Genomic DNA, 19,693 nt, shown 5'->3' with positions numbered 1-19,693 from the left:
TCTCGTGATGGCTCGTGACGCCGCTGTGCCGCTCAGACGTCGAGCGTCACTGCGCAGGCCCATCCGCCGGGGGTGGGGCCGCACTCCAGGCCGTGCAGGGTGACGGCCTTGGGCGCGGCGCCGATGGTGGGCAGGGAGGCGGCGTCGGCCATGCGGAAGGTGGCGTGCAGGCCGCCGGGGACGGCGGTGAGGCCGGTGTCGACGGGGACTTCGCCGTCGGTGTCGAGCCGGTACACGACTTCGTCGAGGAGGGCGACGAGCAGGTCGTCGTCGCTGGCGGCGCGCACGACGTGGTCGCGCGTCCGGACGGGCGTGGCGCCGGTGAGGTCGAGGAAGGCCGTGCAGACGCCGCGCACCGCTTGGGCGAGGCATTCCTCGCGGGTGGGGGCCCACGCCTCCACCCGCAGGTCCGCGGTGTGCGGCACGCTGCGGTGGCCGGCGCGCGGCTCGGGCGCGTCCCCGGGTCGGTCCACCCCTCCATGGTCGCGCGGCCGGGGGTGCGCGGCCACACTGGAGGGGTGAGCGCTCGGTCCGGCCCGCAGGGGCCGCCGGTGTCGCGCCGGGAGTTCGAGGCGTTGTTCGCGTCGGTACGGACGTGGGGGCGCTGGGCGGACGCGGGCCGGGGCGCGTACAACCGGGTGACGCCGGAGGGCGTGCTGCGGGCGGTGGCGCGGGTCCGGACGGGGACCGTGGTGCCGCTGGGCCGCCCGTGGGACACGGTCGCGGGCCCGGACAACGCCCGGCCGGCGCTGCACTACATGACGGACCTGGGGGACGTGGAGCCGCCGGAGCCGGCGACGTACAAGGACTTCCTGGGCGCCGACTACCACGGCAAGGGGGTCAGCCACCTGGACGCGCTGGCGCACGTGGCGTACGGCGGGCTGCTGTACGGCGGTGGTACGGCGCGGGAGCTGGTGGGCGGCGGGGGTGCGCGGTTCGGGAGCGTGGCGGAGCTGGGCCCGCTGGTGACGTCGGGCGTGCTGCTGGACGTGCCGGCGGCGCGGGGCCGGGCGTGGCTGGAGCCGGGGGAGGCGGTGCGGTCGGGGGACGTGGTGGCCGCGGAGGAGGCGCTGGGGGTGCGGATCGGCGAGGGGGACGCGGTGCTGCTGCGTACGGGCCGGTTCCGGCGGCGGGCGGAGCGGGGCGCGTGGGACGTGGACGCGGCGGGGGCGGGGTGGCACGTGGAGGCGGTGCCGTTGCTGGCGGAGCGGGGGGTCGCGCTGCTGGGGAGCGACGGGGACAGTGATCTGCGGCCGTCGCCGGTGGAGGGGGTGCACTCGCCCGTGCATGCGCTGGCGGTGGCGGCGATGGGGGTGCCGCTGCTGGACAACCTGGACCTGGAGGGGCTGGCGGCGGCGTGCGCGGAGGCGGGCCGGTTTGCGTTTCTGCTGGTGGTGGCGCCGTTGAACGTGCCGGGTGGGACGGGGTCGCCGGTGTGCCCGGTGGCGGTGCTGTGAGGTGGCCTCCGGGAGCGGATCGGGGTCCGGTAAGGGGCAAACGTTCTAAAATTGGTCACGCGTACCGAAGAGGGAAGTGATCCGGATGGTGCTCGCCCCGGACCTCGGCCCCGTGGCCGCCCGGGAGCGGTTCTTCCGCGACGGGCAGCCGGTCGCGGGCGCCGTGCGGAGCCAGATCCTCAGTTCCTGGCAGCGTGCGCAGTCGCTGGGTCTGTCGCCGGACGGGTGCGAGCTGCCGTTCGTGGACGACCTTGATCTGGAGGGCCGCCTGGTCCGTGCGGCGGCGCCGGTCCTGGACCGGCTGGAGGCGCATTTCGCGGGCCGGAACATGAACGTGGCGCTGGCCGACGCGCGCGGCGCGGTGCTGGAGCGGCGGTTCGGCGAGGCGTCGCTGGCACGGAAGCTGCCGCCGATCCAGAGCCTGCCGGGGTTCGTGTTCGCGGAGGAGTACGCGGGGACGAACGGCATCGGGCTGGCCCTGTCGGAGCGGCGGCAGATCAATGTGTACGGTGCCGAGCACTTCGCGGAGCGCTCGCAGTCCAACGCGTGTTCGGCGATTCCGGTGCGGGACCCGCTGAGCGGCCGCATCGAGGGCATTCTGTGCTTCGGTTTCCCGCACGCCGACGCCGATGTGGGGCTGGACGTCGTGATCCGCCGGGCGGCGGCGGCCATCGAGCACCGGCTGCTGGAGGAGAGCACCGAGCGGGAGCGGACGCTGCTGGAGGCGTACGCGGCGGCGCGGCGGCGGTTCCCGGCGGGCGCCGGGCGGCGGGACGGGCGGCCGCCGCTCGCGCTGGGCCCGACGGACCGGGTGGTGCTGCGGGAGAGGGCCGTGGAGCTGCTCTCCGCGGATCAACGGGCGGCGGTGGACGTGGCGTTGCCGGGGGGCCGGCGGGTGACGCTGGTGAGCCGTCCGGTGACGAGCGCGACGGGTGTGGCGGGCCTGGTCGTGGAGGTGGTGACGCCGGAAGGGAGCGAGCAGCTGGCGGTTCCCGCGGACACGAGGGACGCGAGGGACGCGGAGGCCGCGCCGGACGCCGCGCCGCGCCGGGCGCGTACCGCCGCACGCGGCTCCTCCCGGGGCCCGGCGGCCGCGGCGGACGGGGACGTGGTGCTGGTGGGCGAGCCGGGGGTGGGGCAGTACGCGGTGGCGGCCCGGCGCCGTCTGGAGCTGCTGTCCGAGGCGAGTACCCGGATCGGCACCACCCTGGACGTGGCGCGTACGGCGCGTGAGCTGGCGGAGATGGCGGTGCCGCGGCTGGCGGACTTCGTCACCATCGACCTGCCGGAGGCGGTGCTGCGGGGCGAGGAGCCCTCGGATCCCGCACGGGACCTGCACCGCACGGTGGTGCACGGCATCCGTGACGACTGCCCGTTCTACCCGGTCGGCACGCGCGTGGAGCTGATCCCGACGACGCCCCTCATGCGCTGTCTGGCGACGCGGCGGACGGTGCTGGAGCCGGACCTGCGGACGGCCACCGGCTGGATCGCGCAGGACCGCGCCGGTGCGCAGCGCATCCTCGCGCACAACGTGCACTCGCTGATCGTCGTGCCGCTGCTGGCGCGGGGCATCGTGCTGGGCATCGCGGCTTTCTACCGGGCGCGGGACCCGGCGCCGTACGGGGACGACGACCGGTCGCTGGCGCAGGAGCTGGCCACGCGGGCGGCGATCTGCATCGACAACGCGCGCCGTTACACGCGGGAGCACGCGATGGTGCTGGCGTTGCAGCGCAGTCTGCTGCCGCACGGCTTCCCCGAGCAGAACGCGGTGGAGGTGGCGCACCGCTACATGCCGGCCGAGTCGGGGGTGGGCGGCGACTGGTTCGACGTGATCCCGCTGTCGAGCACGCGGGTGGCGCTGGTGGTGGGGGACGTGGTGGGGCACGGGCTGCACGCGGCGGCGACGATGGGCCGGCTGCGCACGGCGGCCCGCAACTTCGCCGAGCTGGACCTGGAGCCGGACGAGGTCCTCACCCATCTGGACAACCTGGTGGGGCGGCTGGACCGGGAGGAGTGCGGGGAAGCGCGGGAGGGCCTGACGGGCATCATCGGCGCCACGTGCCTGTATGTGATCTACGATCCGGCGTCGCAGGAGTGCGCCATGGCGCGGGCCGGTCACTGCCCGCCGGCGCTGGTCCGTCCGGACGGCACGGTCACGTTCCCGGACCTGCCCGCCGGCCCGCCGCTGGGACTGGGCGGGCTGCCGTTCGAGACGGCGCGGTTCCCGTTGCCGGAGGGGAGCCAGCTGGTGCTGTACACGGACGGGCTGATCGAGGACCGCGAGCGCGACTTCGACACGGCTCTGCAGCAGTTGCGGCAGGCGCTGGCGCACCCGGGCCGGGCACCGGAGGACACGTGCCGGGCCGTGGTGGAGGCGGTGGTGCCGGAGCATCCGGAGGACGACGTGGCGCTGCTGGTCGCGCGGACGCACAGCCTGGACCCGCACCGGGTGGCGAGCTGGGACGTGCCGGCGGACCCGGCGGAGGTGTCGTCGGTGCGGGCCGCGGTCACCCGGCAGCTGGCGGCGTGGGGGCTGGACGAGATCGGTTTCTCCACGGAGCTGCTGCTCAGCGAGCTGGTGACGAACGCGGTGCGGTACGGCACCGAGCCCATCCGGGTGCGTCTGCTGTACGACCGCTCGCTGACGTGCGAGGTCGCCGACGGCAGCAGCACGTCGCCGCATCTGCGGCAGGCGGCCACGACCGACGAGGGCGGGCGGGGCCTGTTCCTGGTGGCGCGGCTGTCCCAGGCGTGGGGCACGCGCTACACCGCGGGCGGGAAGGTGATCTGGGCGGAGTGCCCCTTGGAGGTGCCTCCGGGGAAGCCGGGCGCCGAGGACGCCGCGCCGGGCCCGCCCGACGGGCCGGAGGCGTTCGGTGACCTGGGTCCGCTGGGCTCCTTCGACGACATTCCGGCCATCTGACGTCCCGCCCGGCGTGGTGGCCGGAACCGGGCGGAAGGGTTCGTAGCATGACGGGCATGCGGAGCCCGGAGCCCCTCGTGCGCATCCGCGGCCTCGGCAAGCGGTTCGGCGGCACCCTCGCGCTGGACGCGGTCGACCTCGACGTCGCGGCGGGCAGCGTGCTGGCCCTGCTGGGGCCCAACGGTGCGGGGAAGTCGACGCTGATCAAGGTGCTGGCGGGGGTGCACCGCCCGGACGCCGGGGAGGTCACCGTGGCCGGGCACCCGCTCGGCACCGAGGCGGCCTCGCGGGCCATGGCGTTCATCCACCAGGACCTGGGGCTGGTGCCGTGGATGACGGTCGCCGAGAACATCGCGCTGGGCGCGGGCTATCCGCGCCGGGCTGGCCTCATTTCGTGGCGGGACGCCCGGCGGCAGGGTGCCGCGGCGCTGGCACCGGTGGCCGCGCACCTGGACCCGGCCGCCGTCGTGGGCGACCTGCCCCGCGCGGAGCGTTCGCTGGTGGCGGTGGCGCGCGCCCTGTCGGCCCGGGCTCGCGTCCTGGTCCTGGACGAGCCGACGGCGAGCCTGCCCGCGGCGGACTGCGACCGGCTCTTCGGCGTGCTGCGCGGGCTGCGGGACCGGGGGCACGCCGTCGTGTTCGTCACGCACCGGCTGGACGAGGTCCACCGGGTCGCCGACGCCTTCGCCGTCCTCCGGGACGGCCGGGTCGCCGGCCGGGGCCCGCTCGCCGGCCACGCCGTCGACCGGCTGGTGCAGGCCGTGGCGGGCCACGACCCCGTACGGTCCCGGCCCCCGGCGCCGGCCGCGGGGCCGGACGTCCTGCGCCTGGAGGGGCTGCGCACCGCGGGTGCCGGGCCGGTGGACCTGCGGCTGCGCGCCGGGGAGATGCTGGGGCTCACGGGCCTGACGGGGGCGGGGCACGTGGCGGTGGGCCGTGCGGTCGCGGGGGCCGCGCCCGTGCTGGGCGGCCGGGCCCTGCTGTGCGGGCGGCCGTACCGGCCGGGTTCGGTGGCCGGGGCCGTCGCGGCGGGCGTGGGCCTGGCGACGGGCAACCGGGAGGAGGGCTTGGCGGGGGCGCTGACGGTGCGGGAGAACTTCCTGGCCAACCCGGGTGCGGGCGGACTGCGGGGCGTGCGCCGGCTGGGGCCCCGGCGGGAGCGTGCCGAGGCGGCCGCCCTGATCGACCGGTTCGGGGTGCGTCCCCGGGACGGCGAGGCGCCGGTGGCCACGCTGTCCGGCGGCAACCAGCAGAAGGTGGTGGTGGGCCGGTCGCTGGGGCTGGGGCGGCTGCTGCTGGTCCTGGAGGAGCCGACGGCGGGCGTGGACGTGGGGGCCAAGGCGGCCGTCCACGGCCTGCTGCGGGAGGCGCTGGCCGGCGGCCTCGCCGTGCTGTTCGTCTCCGCCGACTTCGAGGAGGTCGCCGAGGTGTGCCACCGGGCCCTGGTGCTCGTCCGCGGGGCCGTCGCGGCGGAACTGGGCGGCGGTGCCCTGACCCCCGCCGCCCTCACGCGGGCCGCCTCGGCGCTGCCGGCCGTCCCCGGGGCGCCCGGCCGATGAGCCAGGGACCGGCGTCCTCCCGTCCGCCCGCGCACCACCACCGTCTTGCGCACCTGGCCGGCGCGTACGGGCTGCTGGCCCTGACCGGGCTGCTGTTCCTGGCCTTCTCCCTCGCCCTGCCGGACACCTTCCCGACGCTGGACACCGTCTCCGCCGTCCTGTCCCAGCAGTCGATCCCCGCCCTGCTCGCACTGGGCGCGACCCTGCCCGTCACCACCGGCAAGTTCGACCTGTCCCTCGGCTACGGGCTGGGCCTGGCCCATGTCCTGACGATGCGGCTGGTCGTGGCCGACGGCCGGTCGTGGCCGCTGGCGTGCGCGGCGGTGGTGCTCGGCGGGGCCGTGGCGGGGGCCGTCAACGGCGTCGTCGTCGAGTACGGGCGGATCGACTCGTTCATCGCCACGCTCGGCACGGGCAGCGTCATGTACGCCTTCACCGGCCGGCTCACCAACGGCGCCCGGATCGTGCCCGGCCCGGAGGGCCTGCCGGCCGCGTTCACCGCGCTGTACGACTCGCGGTTCCTGGGGCTGCCGGTGTCCGCGTTCTACGTCCTGGCGCTGACCGCCGTCCTGTGGGTGGTCCTGGAGCGGCTGCCGCTGGGCCGGTACCTGTACGTCATCGGTGCCGGCCGGCGCACCGCCGAGCTCGTCGGCATCCGGTCCCGCCGCTACGTGGTCGTGGCGTTCGCCGGTTCGGGCCTGGTCGTCGGGGTGGCCGGGGTCCTGCTCGCGGCCCAGCAGCGGACCGGGAACCCGAGCGTGGGCATGGACTACCTGCTGCCCGCGTTCGTGGGGGCGCTGCTGGGCTCCACGGCGATCCGGCCGGGCCGGGCGAACGCGCTGGGCACACTGGTCGCCGTCGCCGTCCTCGCGGTGGGCCTGGCGGGCATCGGCCAGTTGGGCGCCCCGTTCTGGGTCACGCCGTTGTTCGACGGCTGCACGCTGCTGATCGCCGTGGGCCTGGCCGGGTACGCGGCCCGGCGGCGGCTGCGGCAGCAGCGGGCCGTCTGACGGCCCCGGCGAGGAGCAGCCCGTGCACGCGCGCCGCAGGAGCCGCCCGGGAGGGAGGGCCGCCGCCGTCGCCCTGGTGCTGGCGGCGGCCCTGGTGCCCGGCTGCGAGCGCGGCGCGTCGAACGGCGCGGCGCCCTCCCCCGGCGGGCCGGCCGGGCCCGGCTGTCCCGCCGCTCTGGCCCGCGCCGAGGACGCGGTACGCCGGGCGGTGCGGCCCGACCCGGCCTGGCACGGGCCCGTGCGGGGGCCGGCGGCGGTGCCGGGCAAGGACCTCGTCGTGGTGGCGCAGACCATGACCAACCCGGGCGTCGCGGGCGTCGCCGGCGGCGTGCGGGAAGCGGCCGGGGCCATTGGCTGGGGGGTGCGGGTCGTCGACGGGCAGGGCACGCCCGCCGGCATCGAGGCGGCGTTCGGCGAGGCCCTCGCGCTGCGGCCCGCGGGCATCGTCGTGGCCGGCTTCGACCCGAGGCTGACGTCCCGGCAGGTGACGCAGGCCGCGGAGCGGCGCATCCCCCTGGTGGGCTGGCACGCGGTGGACGCGCCCGGCCCCAGCACCGCGCCGCGGCTGTTCACCAACGTCACCACGCGCGTGGAGGACGTCGCCCGGATCAGCGCGGACTGGATCGTCGCCCACGCGCGGGGCTCGGCCGGGGTCGTGGTGTTCACCGACGCCTCGGTGCCGTTCGCCCGGCACAAGTCCGGTCTGATCGAGCGGGAACTGGCCACGTGCGCGGGGGTGCGGCTCCTGGACGTGGAGAACATCCCGCTGCCGGACACCAGCAGCCGTACGCCGCAGGCCGTGGCGTCGCTGCTGTCCCGTTTCGGCCGGCGCTGGACCCACTCGGTGGCCATCAACGACGTGTACTTCGCCGACGCGGCCCCCGCGCTGCGCGCGGCCCGCCGCAAGGGCGCGGGAGCCCCGTACAACATCGGCGCGGGGGACGGCGACCCGTCGGCCTTCCAGCGCATCCGCGACCGGCAGTTCCAGGCGGCCACCGTGCCGGAGCCGCTGTCCGAGCAGGGCTGGCAGATCGTCGACGAGTTCAACCGCGCCTTCTCCGGCGCGCCGGCCAGCGGCTACGTGGCGCCGGTGCACCTGACGACCACCGACGACGTCGACGGGGCCTCGTCGTGGGACCCGCCCGGCTACCGGGCGGCGTACCGGAGGATCTGGCGCGCCGGCACGGGTGACTGACCGGGCGTCATGGGGTGGCCGGCCTGCCGGGGAGGGCCGGGAGCAGGCGGGCTGCCGCCCAGACACACGTGGCGTACCAGGCGGTGGCGAAGAGCCAGCCGCCGACGACGTCGCTGAACCAGTGCACGCCGAGGTAGACGCGGGTCAGGCCGACGGTGACGCCCCAGCAGACGAGGGGCGCGGCGAGCGCCAGGAGGCGGGCGCGCCGCCCCGGGGGCGAGCGGAGCAGGACGGCCGTGACGAGGAGGGCGGTGGTGAGGGCCGCGGTGGTGGCGTGGCCGGAGGGGAACGACCAGTCGGAGGCGTGCGTGGCCCAGTCGGCGGCGGGCGGCCGGGAGCGGCCCACCGCGTACAGCACGGCGCGGCGCAGGCCCTGCCCGGCGCCCAGGCAGAGCAGGGCGAGGGCGGCGGCGAGGAGCCGCTGCCGGGCCGTGCGCCCGGCGACGACGCCGGCCAGGGCGGCGAGCGCGTACGGCGCCACGTCCGTGCCGGTGCTGGTGACGGCGCGGGCCGTGGCCACGGCGGGGCCGGGGCGGTGGCCGACGGCCCAGGACAGCAGGGACGCGTCGGGCGGCAGCGGGCTGCCGTGGCGTACGGCGACGACCGTGGTGAGCAGGGCGAACGCGGCCAGGGCGGCGAGGGCGACACTGCCGGCGGTGCGGCGCACCCGGGTGGCGGGGCCGGTCACGCGGCGGTCGGCGGGGTTCCCGTAGGCGGTCCCGTCGGCCGGGGCACCGCCGGGGGCCGTGGTCACCGGTCCGCCTCCTTGCTGCGGGACGTGGCGTTCCTGCGGGAGCGGAGGAGTTCGAGTGCCAGGGGCGTCACCGAGAGGGCGACGATGACGCCGATGACCGGCAGCAGGTAGTGGTCGATGTCGGGCACGGACGAGCCGAGGGCGTAGCCGGCGAGGGTGAGGCCGACGACCCACACCAGGCCGCCGGCGATCTGCCAGAGGGTGAAGGTGCGGACGGGGACGCCGAGCGCGCCGGCCATGGGGTTGAGGACCGTGCGCACCACGGGGACGAAGCGGGCGAGGGTGATGGCCTTGGCGTGGCCGTACCGGCTCAGCAGGTCCTCGGCACGCCGGGCGCCCTCGCGGAGGCGGGCCGAGCGGGTGCGGGCGAGGAGCGCGGCACCGGCCTTGCGGCCGAGGAGGTAGCCGGTCTGCGAGCCGGCGAGGGCGCCGGCGACGGCGCAGGCCAGGAGGGGGCCGAGGGACAGCTTCACGGTGGCGTCGGGGCCGCCGGTGCACAGCAGGCCGGCGGTGAAGAGGAGCGAGTCGCCGGGGAGGAAGAAGCCGACCAGGAGGCCGGTCTCGGCGAACAGGACGACGCCGACGCCCAGGACGCCGAAGGCGGCCAGGAGGGAGTGGGCGTCGAGGAGGTTGACGGCGAGGGAGGGGGGTGCCGTTCCGGCCGCGCCGGACACCAGGACGGACAAGGGTGCGGACAAGGGTGCGGGCCCTCTCATAGACGGTCTTCTGCACAGTAGACGACAGCGCGGCGAGGACGGTTCGGGAAAACCGGATGCACCGGCCGCGAACCGTCCGTTACCGTGACGGCATGTCTACGCCCCGAGTTTCCTAGCGAAGGACCCGCTTCCCCGCCAGAAGTGTGTCCTTTTGCTTTCTCGGAGCGTCATCCCATGCTTACCGTTCGCGACGTCGAGCTGCGCGCGGGCGCGCGCCTGCTGCTGTCCGGCATCTCCTTCACCGTCTCCCCCGGCGACCGCATCGGCCTGGTCGGCCGCAACGGCGCCGGCAAGACCACCCTCATGACCGCCCTGGCCGGGCGGACGAAGCCGGCCGCCGGCACGGTCACCGCCACCGGCCCGGTGGGGTTCCTCGCGCAGGACTCCCGCGCCGCCGACCCCGCCGTCACCGTCACCGACCGCATCCTGTCCGCCCGCGGCCTGGACCGGGCCCTGCACCGGCTGCGCGCGGCGGAGACCGCCATGGCCGAGGCCGGTGACCCCACCAAGCTGGAACGCGCCCTGCGCGCCTACGCCCGCGCCGAGGCCGCCTTCCAGGCGGGCGGCGGGTACGCGGCGGAGGCCGAGGCGGCCCGCGTGGCCGCCGGCCTCGGCCTGCCCGACCGCGTGCTCACCGAGCCCGTCGGCACCCTCTCCGGGGGCCAGCGCCGCCGCGTCGAACTGGCCCGCATCCTCTTCGCCGGCCACGACGGTGTCCTGCTGCTGGACGAGCCCACCAACCACCTCGACGCCGACTCCGTCGTCTGGCTGCGCACCTTCCTCCAGGGGCACCGCGGCGGCCTGGTGATGATCAGTCACGACACGGGGCTGCTGGACGCGGTGGTCAACCGGGTCTTCCATCTGGACGCGACCCGCTCCACCATCGACGTCCACAACACCACCTGGCGCACCTACCTGACGCACCGGGAGGCCGACGAGCGGCGGCGCGCCCGGGAGCGGGCGAACGCCGAGCGCAAGGCCGCCGCCCTGCACGCGCAGGCGGAGAAGATGAAGGCCCGCTCGGCCACCGCCGTCATGGCCCGCAGCATGGCCCGGCGCGCCGACCGCATGCTGGCGGACCTGGAGCCGGCGCGCCGCACGGAGAAGGTGGCCCGCATCCGGCTGCCCGAGCCGGCGCCGTGCGGCCGCATTCCGCTCGGCGCGGTCGCCCTGGCCAAGTCGTACGGCGGCCACCGCGTGCTCGACGGCGTGGACCTGGCCGTGGACCGCGGCAGCCGCCTGGTCGTCCTCGGCCTCAACGGCGCCGGCAAGACCACGTTGCTGCGCCTCCTCGCCGGCCGGGAACGCCCCGACAGCGGACGGGTGGTGCACGGCCCCGGGCTGCGCCTGGGCTACTTCGCGCAGGAGCACGACACCCTCGACCCGGCCCGTACCGTCCGGGAGAACCTGGCCGCCGCCGCGCCGCACCTGACGGACGGCGAGGCGCGGCGCGTCCTGGGCGCGTTCCTGTTCACCGGGGACGACGGCGACAAGCCGGCCGGGGTCCTCTCCGGCGGGGAGAAGACCCGCCTGGCGCTGGCGGGGCTCGTGCACTCCGGGGCGAACGTCCTGCTGCTGGACGAGCCGACCAACAACCTCGACCCCGCCTCGCGCGGCGAGGTCCTGGCCGCCGTCGGCTCCTATCCCGGGGCCCTGGTGATGGTCACCCACGACGAGGGTGCCGTGGACGCCCTCCGCCCCGACCGCGTCCTGCTCCTGCCGGACGCCGACGAGGACCTGTGGAACGAGGGCCACCGCGACCTGATCGCCCTCGCCTGACCGCGCCCGGCCCGGTCCGCCCCGCCCGGCGGCCCCCGCTCCCGGGGGCCGCCGGCGCCGGTGTGCGATCACCGGACGGACGTGGTGACGATGGAGTGAGCGGTTCTGTCCGGGGCGGGCTCCCCGCCCCCGCCGCAACCACCGACCATCAGCCGAAGGAGGGGGACCATGTCGCCCTCGTACGATCACCACCACTCCGAGGGGTCCCTGGCAGCAGCGGCGGGCCTGACGGTATTTGCGGCCGTGATGCTCCTGCTCGTGGGGTTCCTCGACCTCCTGCGGGGCATTTCGGCCATCGTCCACGACTCCGTGTACGTGCACACGCCCGACTACGTCTACCGCTTCAACGTGGCGGGCTGGGGCTGGATCCACCTGTTCCTCGGCATCGCGGCCATCATGGTGGGCATCGGCCTGTTCAAGGTCTCCACCTGGGCGCGGGTGCTGGGCATCGTCATCGCGGGGCTGGTGCTGCTGGCCAACTTCCTCTTCCTGCCGTACTACCCCCTGTGGTCGCTCGTGGTCATCGCCCTGTGCGCCTTCGTGATCTGGGGGCTGTGCGTGGTGCGTCACGACTGAGGCGGCACCGCGGCGTCCGCGGGCACGCCCGGGGGTTGTACAGTTGCGCAAAGCAGCAAGCGTAGGCCCCCGACCGGATGGGAGTGTGCGTGCTCCTCCACGTGCTCGTGCGCCGTGGCCGGCGGCCGGCGGTGACGGCCGCCGTGACGGTTGCCGCGGCGGCCTGTCTGGCCGCGTGCGGCGCCCCCGGCCGTACGGATGCGGCGCCGCCCGGCCCGTCCCCCTCGCCCGGCTCGTCCATCCCGGCGTTCCAGGGGCCGGCGCCGGCGACCCGCGGCCCCAATGACGACCCGGCGCACTTCGCCCGGCAGGTCGTCACCCACGCGAAGGCCGCCGGGATCAGCCCGCGGCTGCTGATGGCGATCCTCTACAACGAGTCGTACAAGCCGCACGACCCGGGGCTGGAACGCGCCTGGCAGCGCATCAAGCCCGACTCGGCGTTCGGCGTCGCCAACATGCACCGGGCCGCCTTCGACGAGACCAAGCAGGGCCGGGACTTCGCCGGCCGGTCCTGGGAGGAGCTCCCCGACGACCCGGACCTGGCCGTCGAGGCCGCGGCCTGGTACCTGCACGACCTGGCCGCCGGGCTGCCGGCGCAGCCCGGGAACACCTACAGCAAGGACGAGTTGCTGGCGATCGGGTACAACGCGGGGCCCGGCACCCTGCGGACCGTCGCACGCGGCACGCCACCGGGCCCGGCAGCACGCTCGTACCTGGACCGGCTGCACGCCAACTGGGACCGGGCGCAGAAAGCGCTGGACGGAAAGGGCTGACCGGCCGGCCGGCACCGCCTGCCCGGTCAGAGCGCGTCGATGCGCGGGAAGACCGACTCGTCCAGGACGATGCCGATGCCGGCCGCGACGGGCACGGCGATGAACGCGCCGACCACGCCGAGCAGGGCGCCGCCGACGACGACGGCGATCACCGTGACGACCGGGCGCACGCTCACCGCGTAGCTCATCGCCTTGGGCATGATCAGGTAGTCCTCGGCGAGCCGGAACCCCGTGTAGAAGCCGGCGGTGCTGAGAGCGACGGGGAACGACACCGCGAGCGCGACCGCGCTGACGACGATGCCGCCGATGGTGGAGCCGACCACCGGCACCATGTCCATCAGGGCGACGAACACGCCGAGCGCGGCGGGGTAGGGCACGTCCAGGCCGACGCACCACAGGAACGTGGCGAAGCCGGCGATGGCGGAGGTGACGACGTTGCCCAGCATGTACGCGCCGACCCGCCAGAGGATCTCCTCGGTGAGGCCGACGACCACGGGCCGCCGGCTCAGCGGCACGAAGCGGTAGGCGTACCGCTTGAGCTGTTCCATGCCGGCCATGAAGTAGACGGCCAGCACCACGACGAGGGCGGTGCCGGTCACCGCGCTGACGACGGCGTGGCCGGCGCCCAGCAGGCCGCCGAGGAGGGCCGAGCCGCCGCCGGCGGAGAGCTGGTGCCGGGCCTTGGCGATGACGTGGTAGCGGTCCTCGAGGCGGCCGAGGAAGGAGTGGTGGTCGTGGAGCTGCCGCAGCCACTTCGGGAGGGCTGCGGCGAGGGCGGAGACCTCCTGGGAGACGGGCGGGATGACCAGGGCGAGGAAGCCGGCCAGCAGGCCGAGGAGCACGACGATGACGACGACCACGGCCCAGGCGCGGCCGAGCCGGTGCCGGGCCAGCCAGGCGACGAGGGGTTCCAGGCTGATGGCCACGAACAGGGCGAGCAGCATCAGGGTGAGGAGGCCGCTGATGCGCAGCACGGTCCCGAAGAGGGTGTAGGCCAGGGTGAGGCCCAGGCCGGCACCGAAGCCGGCGGTGAACCAGGACGCGGACGGCCGGACCCGGAGGCCGCGCTCGGGGCGCGGTGTCCGCGGTGCGCGCCCGGTTCCGTTCCCTGCCAGCTCCGCCACCTTTCCGCCGGGGTCCGGTCGGTGGATACCCGTACGGGCCCGGTGACCGGCCGCCCGGCGTCCAAGACCACCTGCTGGGACCAATGGAAGGGCGGCGCGGGAGTGCGGACGGGTGGTCAGGTGGCCGGGACGGCCTGGATGTCGAGCTCGACGCGGATGGTGGTGCCGATCATGACGATGCCGCGCTGGAGCATGGACCGCCAGTTGAGGGTGAAGTCCTCGCGGTGCAGCTCGGTGCCGGCCGAGCAGGCGGCGCGCGTCTCGCCGGCGATGCCCGTGCCGATGCCCAGGTAGCGGGTGTCGAGGGTGACGTTGCGGCTGACGCCGTGCAGGTTGAGCACGCCCTCGACGGTCCACCGGGAGCCGCCGCGGTGCACGAACCGGTCGCTGGTGAACCGCATGGTGGGGTAGGCGGCGGCGTCCAGGAACTCCGGTGAGCGCAGGTGGGCGTCGCGCCGTTCGACGCCGGTGTCGATGCTGGCGGTCTCGATCACCACGTCCAGGTGCGACTGTTCCATGCGCTCGCCGGCCCAGAGCGTGCCCTCGAACCGGTTGAACCTGCCGTGGACCTCGGCGAGGCCGATGTGCCGGGCGATGAAGCGGACGGCCGTGTGGTCGGGGTCGATGCGCCAGGGGCCCGGCGCGGGCAGGGCGGGGGTGGGGGCGGTGTCCATGTGGACGGGTTCGACGGTGGTGCGTGCCTCGGCGTCGCACGCGAAGGACCGGCGGGCGGGCTGGAAGCCCTCGGCGGTGACGGTGAGGCCGTACGCACCGGGCGGCACGGTCGCGCCGAACCGGCCGTGCGGGTCGGTCTGGCCGCGTACGACCTCGCGGCCGGCCGCGTCGCGGACGGACACCTCGGCGCGGGGCAGGGGCAGGTCCACCGGGTCCAGGACGAGGCAGTCGACGGCACCGGCGCCGGGCGGGATGGGCGGGCCCTCCTGCCGCGGGGAGTGGGTGAGGCGTCGCAGCAGCGCGAGGGGCATCCGGGCAGACCTTTCTCTGGGGTGAACCGCAGGTCCTAGATCACCACACCTCGCCTTTACAAGGCAAAACGGCCACTTGCCCTGCAAAAGCCCATAGCAGACCGGGTGTCACCGCAGGGAACCGGCCATGACGGGCCGTCTCTTCGACATGCCGCCGTCGGCCTAATCGGGGCGCGGGGCCGCCCGGCGGGCCAGGCTGGACCGGTCCTGGTCACGGTCGCTGGGGAGTGATGGGTGAGCCGGCAGCACCGCCGCGGCAGGGCGGCCGAAGGCCGTGGCGTGGAGCGGCTGAGCGCGGCGGGCCCCGAACTGCCCGCCCCGCCGGGCTGGATGCGCTGGCTGCCCGCCGCGTACGTCCTCGTCGTGCTGGTGCTGGAGCCGCTGACGCCCGTTCAGTGGCCCGTCAGCTTCGTGCTCGTCGCGCTGCCCGCGGTGGCCGCCTTCTCGCTGGGGCCGGTGGGCGTGGCGGCCGCCACGGTGTGCGGGGTCACCTTCGAGGCGCTCCTGGCCGGTACGCCCTGCTGCGCCGGCCGCTCCTCGCACGACCTGTGGGAGCGCCACTACGTGGCGGCGTACCTGTGCACCGGCCTGGTCGGCGCCCTGGGCATCGCCCTGGCCGCGTACCGGCGCCGCCAGGAGGCGCACCTGGTGCACGTCAACACGGTCTCCGAGACGCTGATGCGCACGCTGCTGCGGCCGCTGCCGGCCCGGCTGGACCACGTCGTGGCGGCCGGCATCTACCGCCCGGCGGAGAAGGGCACGCTGGTCGGCGGGGACCTCTTCGACGTCCGCGCCACCCCGGCGGGGGCCCGCGCGGTCATCGGCGACGTCCGCGGCAAGGGTCTGCAGGCGGTGCGCACGGTCGCCGAGGTGCTGGGCTGCTTCCGGCAGGCCGCGTACGAGCCGGGCGACCTGGTGGAGGTGGCGGTGGCCATGGAGCGGCGCCTGGTGCACGAGGCCGAGGCCCTGCGGGACGACGAGTTGTTCGTGACGGCGGCCCTCGTCGAGTACGACGCCGCCGCGGGGCGGCTGACGATCGTCAACCAGGGCCACATCGAGCCGGTGCTGCTGTCCGCCGGCTCGGTGCACGCCCTGACCGGGCCACCGTCGCTGCCGCTGGGCCTGGGCGTCCTGGCCGCCGAACGGCCCGTCGCGTACCACCATCCCTTCGGGCCCGGCGACGTCCTGGTGCTGTGCACGGACGGGCTGGTGGAGGCCCGCGACGAGGACGGCGCCTTCTACCCGTTGCTGGACCGGCTCCGGCACCGTTTCGGCGGCGGCCCGGCGCCCACCGCCGACGAGGTGGTCGACTTCCTCGACGGCGACCTGCCCCGGCACTCCCGGGCGTTCCACGACGACGTGGCGGTGCTCGCGCTCGGCCCGGTGGCGCAGGACACCGGGCCGCGGACGTGAACCGCCGGGCCCGGGCGGCTCAGCCGTCGACCGGGAGGCCGCGGGGTTCCTTGATCCGCTTCATGACGATCTGCGAGTTGACCTCGGTGACGCCGGAGAGCGTGGTGAGGCGCTCGATCCACAGCCGCTCGTAGGCGGTGATGTCGGCGACGGCGATGCGCAGCATGCAGCCGGGGCTGCCGAAGAGGCGGTACGCCTCGATGACGTCGGGGATGTCCTGGAGGGCCGCCTCGAACGCCTCCACCGCCTCCCGGTCGCGCCGGACCTCCACGGAGACCAGCACCTCGAAGCCGCGGCCGACGGCCTCCGGGTCGATCACGGCGCGGTAGCCGCGGATCACGCCGTCCTGCTCGAGCTGGCGGACGCGGCGCATGCACGGGGAGGGCGTGAGGCCGACCCGCTGGGCCAGCTCCTGAATGGTCAGCCGGCCGTCGTTCTGGAGCTCACGCAAGATATTTCTGTCGATGCGGTCCACCACGCAATTATCCACCACGGATGCCCGGGAATCCCGCTCGACTCGGCGATCCGATTGCGCGCGATTTGTCTTATGGTTGCGGCCGGCCCGGCCTCCGCGAACTCGTGTGCGAGGCGCGTCGGCCGTGATCAGCCGCAGGACCGACAGGAGCACCACGTGGGACAGGTCGTCGTCATCAGCACCGGAGGGACGATCGCCAGCCGCTGGCAGGGATCCGGTTACGCCGCCGACGCGCGGGGCGGGGACGTCCTCGCCACGGCCGCCGTGCCGGAAGGCGTGACCGTCCGGGTCGTCGACCTGATGAGCGTGAACAGCGCCCGGCTCACCACCGCGCACCAGCTGACGCTCCTGCGCACCGTGCGCGAGGTGCTGGCCGACCCCGCCGTCGACGGCATCGTCGTCACGCACGGCACCGACACCCTGGAGGAGTCGGCGTTCCTGCTCGACCTCCACCACGACGACCCCCGCCCGGTGGTCCTCACCGGCGCCCAGCTCCCGATGGAGGCGGCCGACGGCGACGGGCCGCGCAACCTCCACGACGCGCTGCTGACCGCCGCCACCGTGCGCGACCTCGGCGTCCTGGTCGTCTTCGACGGCCGCGTGCACGCCGCCCGCGGCACGGTCAAGGTGCGGACGCTGGCCGCCGACGCCTTCGCCGACCCCTCCGGCGAGCCGGTCGCGGACGTGACCGCGCACGGCGTCGTCGTCCGCCGGCGCCCCGAGCGCCCCGCACCGCTCCCCCTCCCCGCGGCCACCGGACCGCTGCCCCGCGTCGACGTCGTCACGCACCACTGCGACGGGGACCGCGTCCTCCTCGACGCGGCCGTCGCGGCCGGCGCCCAGGGCATCGTCCTGGTGGCGACCGGCGCGGGCAACGCCACCCCCGAGGTCTGCGAGGCCGTCGAGGAGGCTGTCTCCCGCGGCGTCCTCGTCGCCCTGACCACGCGCGTGCCCAGCGGCCCCGTGAAGGAGATCTACACCCACGGCGGCGCCGTGGACCTGGCCGCCGCCGGCGCCGTCCTCACCGGCACCCTGCGCGCCGGACAGGCCCGCATCGCCGTGCTCTCCGCCGTCCTCGCCACCGCCGACCCGGCCGCGCGCACCCGCGTGCTGCGCGAGGCGCTCGGCACCACCCCCAAGCCCGCCCCGGCGGGCGCGCCCGCCTGACGCGCGCGCCCACCCCCCTCCCCCCACCTCCCTCGTTCCTCCCACGCAACGATCGGACCCCCATGCCCGCATCCGCCCCCGCCTCCCCCCTCGACCAGCAGCTGGTGCGCACCGAGCACGACCTCCTCGGCGACCGGGACGTCCCGGCGGACGCGTACTACGGCGTCCACACGGTGCGGGCCGTGGAGAACTTCCCCATCACCGGCACCCCCGTCTCCGCCCACCCCGACCTCGTCGTCGCCCTGGCCGCCGTGAAGGAGGCCGCCGCCCGCGCCAACCAGGAGCTGGGGCTGCTGGACGCGCACAAGGCGGACGCCATCGTGCGGGCCTGCGCGGAGATCCGCGCCGGGCACCTCCACGACCAGTTCGTCGTGGACGTCATCCAGGGCGGCGCCGGCACCTCCACCAACATGAACGCCAACGAGGTCGTCGCCAACCGGGCGCTGGAGCTCCTCGGCCACGCCAAGGGCGCGTACGAGCACCTGCACCCGCTGGAGGATGTCAACGCCGGGCAGAGCACCAACGACGTCTACCCGACCGCCGTCCGGCTTTCGCTCCAGCTCGCCGCCGCCCGCCTGCTGGAGGCCATGGAGGTGCTGCGCGCGGCCTTCGCGGAGAAGGCGGCCGAGTTCGCGGACGTGCTGAAGATGGGCCGTACGCAGCTCCAGGACGCGGTCCCGATGACGCTGGGCCAGGAGTTCGCCGCGTACGCCGTGATGCTGGACGAGGACCGGGCGCGCCTCGCGGAGGCGTGCGCGCTGCTGCGCGAGATCAACCTCGGCGGCACCGCGATCGGCACCGGCCTCAACGCCCACCCCCGGTACCCGGCGACCGCCTGCGGCCACCTGAGCACCATCACCGGCATCCCGTTCGCCGTGGCCGGCGACCTCGTCGAGGCCACGCAGGACATGGGCGCGTTCGTGCAGCTGTCCGGCGTGCTCAAGCGGATCGCCGTCAAGCTCTCCAAGACCTGCAACGACCTGCGGCTCCTCTCGTGCGGCCCGCGCGCCGGCCTGGCGGAGATCAACCTGCCGCCGGTGCAGGCGGGTTCGAGCATCATGCCGGGCAAGGTCAACCCGGTGATCCCCGAGGTGGTCAACCAGATCGCCTTCGAGGTCGTCGGCAACGACGTGACCGTCACCTTCGCCGCCGAGTCCGGCCAGCTCCAGCTCAACGCCTTCGAGCCGGTCATCGCGCACAGCCTGCTGAAGAGCCTGGCACACCTGCGGGCCGGCTGCCTGACGCTCGCCGAGCGGTGCGTCAGCGGCATCACCGCCAACCGCGAGCACCTGGCCGCCCTGGTCGCGCAGTCCATCGGGCTGGCCACCGCGCTCAACCCGTACATCGGCTACGAGCGGGCCACCGCCGTCGCGCAGGAGGCCCTGACCACCGGCGCCTCGGTGCACGACCTGGTCCTGGCCAAGGGCCTGCTCACCAAGGAGCGGCTGGACGAGATCCTCCACCCGGACAACCTCGCCCGCCCGCACACGCGCGTCACCGCGTCCTGACCCCACCAGAACAAGAAAGAAGAAGCATTCCCATGGCAACGGCGCCCAGCGTCTCGTACTCGATGACGGTCCGGCTGGAGGTTCCTGCGGGCGGGACGGCGGTCAGTCAGCTCACCACGGCCGTGGAGTCCTCGGGCGGGTCGGTGACGGGTCTGGACGTGACCGCGTCGGGGCACGAGCGGCTGCGGATCGACGTGACGATGGCCACGACCTCGACCGAGCACGCGGACGAGATCGTGGAGAAGCTGCGCGGGATCGAGGGCGTGGTCCTGGGCAAG

18 protein-coding genes are annotated in these 19,693 nt (G+C 75.2%); 12 read left to right on the top strand and 6 right to left on the bottom strand.

The features are described from left to right. Positions 1 to 32: 32 nt before the first annotated feature. A complete protein-coding gene (locus IE305_RS22260; RefSeq protein WP_190131464.1) occupies positions 33 to 473 on the bottom strand; it encodes an archease in 441 nt (146 codons plus the stop codon). 45 nt (positions 474 to 518) lie between these two features. Between IE305_RS22260 and IE305_RS22255 the strand changes: the two genes are divergently transcribed. The 5 genes from IE305_RS22255 to IE305_RS22235 all read left to right on the top strand — a co-directional run bounded on the left by IE305_RS22255 (position 519) and on the right by IE305_RS22235 (position 8,144). After that, positions 519 to 1,457, top strand: a complete 939-nt coding sequence (locus IE305_RS22255) for a cyclase family protein (RefSeq protein ID WP_229891347.1) — start codon at positions 519 to 521, stop codon at positions 1,455 to 1,457. Between the two features lie 85 nt (positions 1,458 to 1,542). Continuing rightward, positions 1,543 to 4,380 (top strand): SpoIIE family protein phosphatase, encoded by a 2,838-nt coding sequence (locus tag IE305_RS22250; protein ID WP_190131462.1) that lies wholly within the window; start codon positions 1,543 to 1,545, stop codon positions 4,378 to 4,380. 56 nt (positions 4,381 to 4,436) lie between these two features. Beyond that, positions 4,437 to 5,939 carry a sugar ABC transporter ATP-binding protein gene (locus tag IE305_RS22245; protein ID WP_229891345.1) on the top strand — a complete coding sequence of 501 codons (1,503 nt, stop codon included), beginning with the start codon at positions 4,437 to 4,439 and terminating at the stop codon, positions 5,937 to 5,939. After that, positions 5,936 to 6,949, top strand: a complete 1,014-nt coding sequence (locus IE305_RS22240; RefSeq protein ID WP_190131460.1) for an ABC transporter permease — start codon at positions 5,936 to 5,938, stop codon at positions 6,947 to 6,949. Before IE305_RS22245 ends, IE305_RS22240 begins: the two co-directional genes overlap by 4 nt. Positions 6,950 to 6,971: 22 nt before the next feature. Next, a complete protein-coding gene (locus IE305_RS22235; RefSeq protein ID WP_229891344.1) occupies positions 6,972 to 8,144 on the top strand; it encodes a substrate-binding domain-containing protein in 1,173 nt (390 codons plus the stop codon). 7 nt (positions 8,145 to 8,151) lie between these two features. On the opposite strand, the gene IE305_RS22230 is transcribed toward IE305_RS22235, so the two are convergent. Continuing rightward, positions 8,152 to 8,898 carry a phosphatase PAP2 family protein gene (locus tag IE305_RS22230; RefSeq protein WP_308440270.1) on the bottom strand — a complete coding sequence of 249 codons (747 nt, stop codon included), beginning with the start codon at positions 8,896 to 8,898 and terminating at the stop codon, positions 8,152 to 8,154. Beyond that, positions 8,895 to 9,614, bottom strand: a complete 720-nt coding sequence (locus tag IE305_RS22225) for a DedA family protein (RefSeq protein WP_190131459.1) — start codon at positions 9,612 to 9,614, stop codon at positions 8,895 to 8,897. Before IE305_RS22225 ends, IE305_RS22230 begins: the two co-directional genes overlap by 4 nt. 174 nt (positions 9,615 to 9,788) lie before the next feature. On the opposite strand from IE305_RS22225, the gene IE305_RS22220 reads away from it, so the two are divergent. The 3 genes from IE305_RS22220 (at position 9,789) to IE305_RS22210 (ending at position 12,742) form a co-directional block, all read left to right on the top strand. After that, positions 9,789 to 11,393, top strand: a complete 1,605-nt coding sequence (locus tag IE305_RS22220; protein WP_190131458.1) for an ABC-F family ATP-binding cassette domain-containing protein — start codon at positions 9,789 to 9,791, stop codon at positions 11,391 to 11,393. Between the two features lie 168 nt (positions 11,394 to 11,561). After that, entirely contained in the window at positions 11,562 to 11,969 is a 408-nt protein-coding gene (locus IE305_RS22215; RefSeq protein WP_190131457.1) for a DUF7144 family membrane protein, read from the top strand. 89 nt (positions 11,970 to 12,058) lie between these two features. Continuing rightward, a complete protein-coding gene (locus IE305_RS22210) occupies positions 12,059 to 12,742 on the top strand; it encodes a transglycosylase SLT domain-containing protein (protein WP_229891341.1) in 684 nt (227 codons plus the stop codon). 26 nt (positions 12,743 to 12,768) lie between these two features. On the opposite strand, the gene IE305_RS22205 is transcribed toward IE305_RS22210, so the two are convergent. Continuing rightward, positions 12,769 to 13,866 (bottom strand): AI-2E family transporter, encoded by a 1,098-nt coding sequence (locus tag IE305_RS22205; RefSeq protein ID WP_229891340.1) that lies wholly within the window; start codon positions 13,864 to 13,866, stop codon positions 12,769 to 12,771. 116 nt (positions 13,867 to 13,982) lie between these two features. Next, entirely contained in the window at positions 13,983 to 14,852 is an 870-nt protein-coding gene (locus IE305_RS22200) for a YceI family protein (RefSeq protein ID WP_190131455.1), read from the bottom strand. A 234-nt stretch (positions 14,853 to 15,086) separates the two neighbouring features. On the opposite strand from IE305_RS22200, the gene IE305_RS22195 reads away from it, so the two are divergent. After that, positions 15,087 to 16,265, top strand: a complete 1,179-nt coding sequence (locus IE305_RS22195; RefSeq protein ID WP_229891337.1) for a PP2C family protein-serine/threonine phosphatase — start codon at positions 15,087 to 15,089, stop codon at positions 16,263 to 16,265. 19 nt (positions 16,266 to 16,284) lie between these two features. Here IE305_RS22195 and IE305_RS22190 read toward each other — a convergent pair whose 3' ends face one another. Further along, the gene (locus IE305_RS22190; protein WP_190131454.1) at positions 16,285 to 16,740 is read right to left on the bottom strand and encodes an Lrp/AsnC family transcriptional regulator; all 456 of its coding nucleotides are present in this window, start codon (positions 16,738 to 16,740) and stop codon (positions 16,285 to 16,287) included. Between the two features lie 156 nt (positions 16,741 to 16,896). Here IE305_RS22190 and IE305_RS22185 point away from each other — a divergent pair, with 156 nt between their 5' ends. The 3 genes from IE305_RS22185 to IE305_RS22175 all read left to right on the top strand — a co-directional run. Next, the gene (locus tag IE305_RS22185; protein ID WP_190131453.1) at positions 16,897 to 17,907 is read left to right on the top strand and encodes an asparaginase; all 1,011 of its coding nucleotides are present in this window, start codon (positions 16,897 to 16,899) and stop codon (positions 17,905 to 17,907) included. A gap of 62 nt (positions 17,908 to 17,969) precedes the next feature. Further along, a complete protein-coding gene (gene aspA, locus IE305_RS22180; RefSeq protein ID WP_190131452.1) occupies positions 17,970 to 19,415 on the top strand; it encodes an aspartate ammonia-lyase in 1,446 nt (481 codons plus the stop codon). A 32-nt stretch (positions 19,416 to 19,447) separates the two neighbouring features. Next, positions 19,448 to 19,693, top strand: a 246-nt coding sequence (locus tag IE305_RS22175; protein WP_506005207.1) for an ACT domain-containing protein, incomplete at its 3' end; no start/stop codon positions are given.

This window comes from Streptomyces mashuensis, assembly GCF_014654785.1.
GTDB lineage: Bacteria > Actinomycetota > Actinomycetes > Streptomycetales > Streptomycetaceae > Streptomyces > Streptomyces mashuensis.
This window is presented reverse-complemented; position numbering and strand designations above follow the sequence as displayed.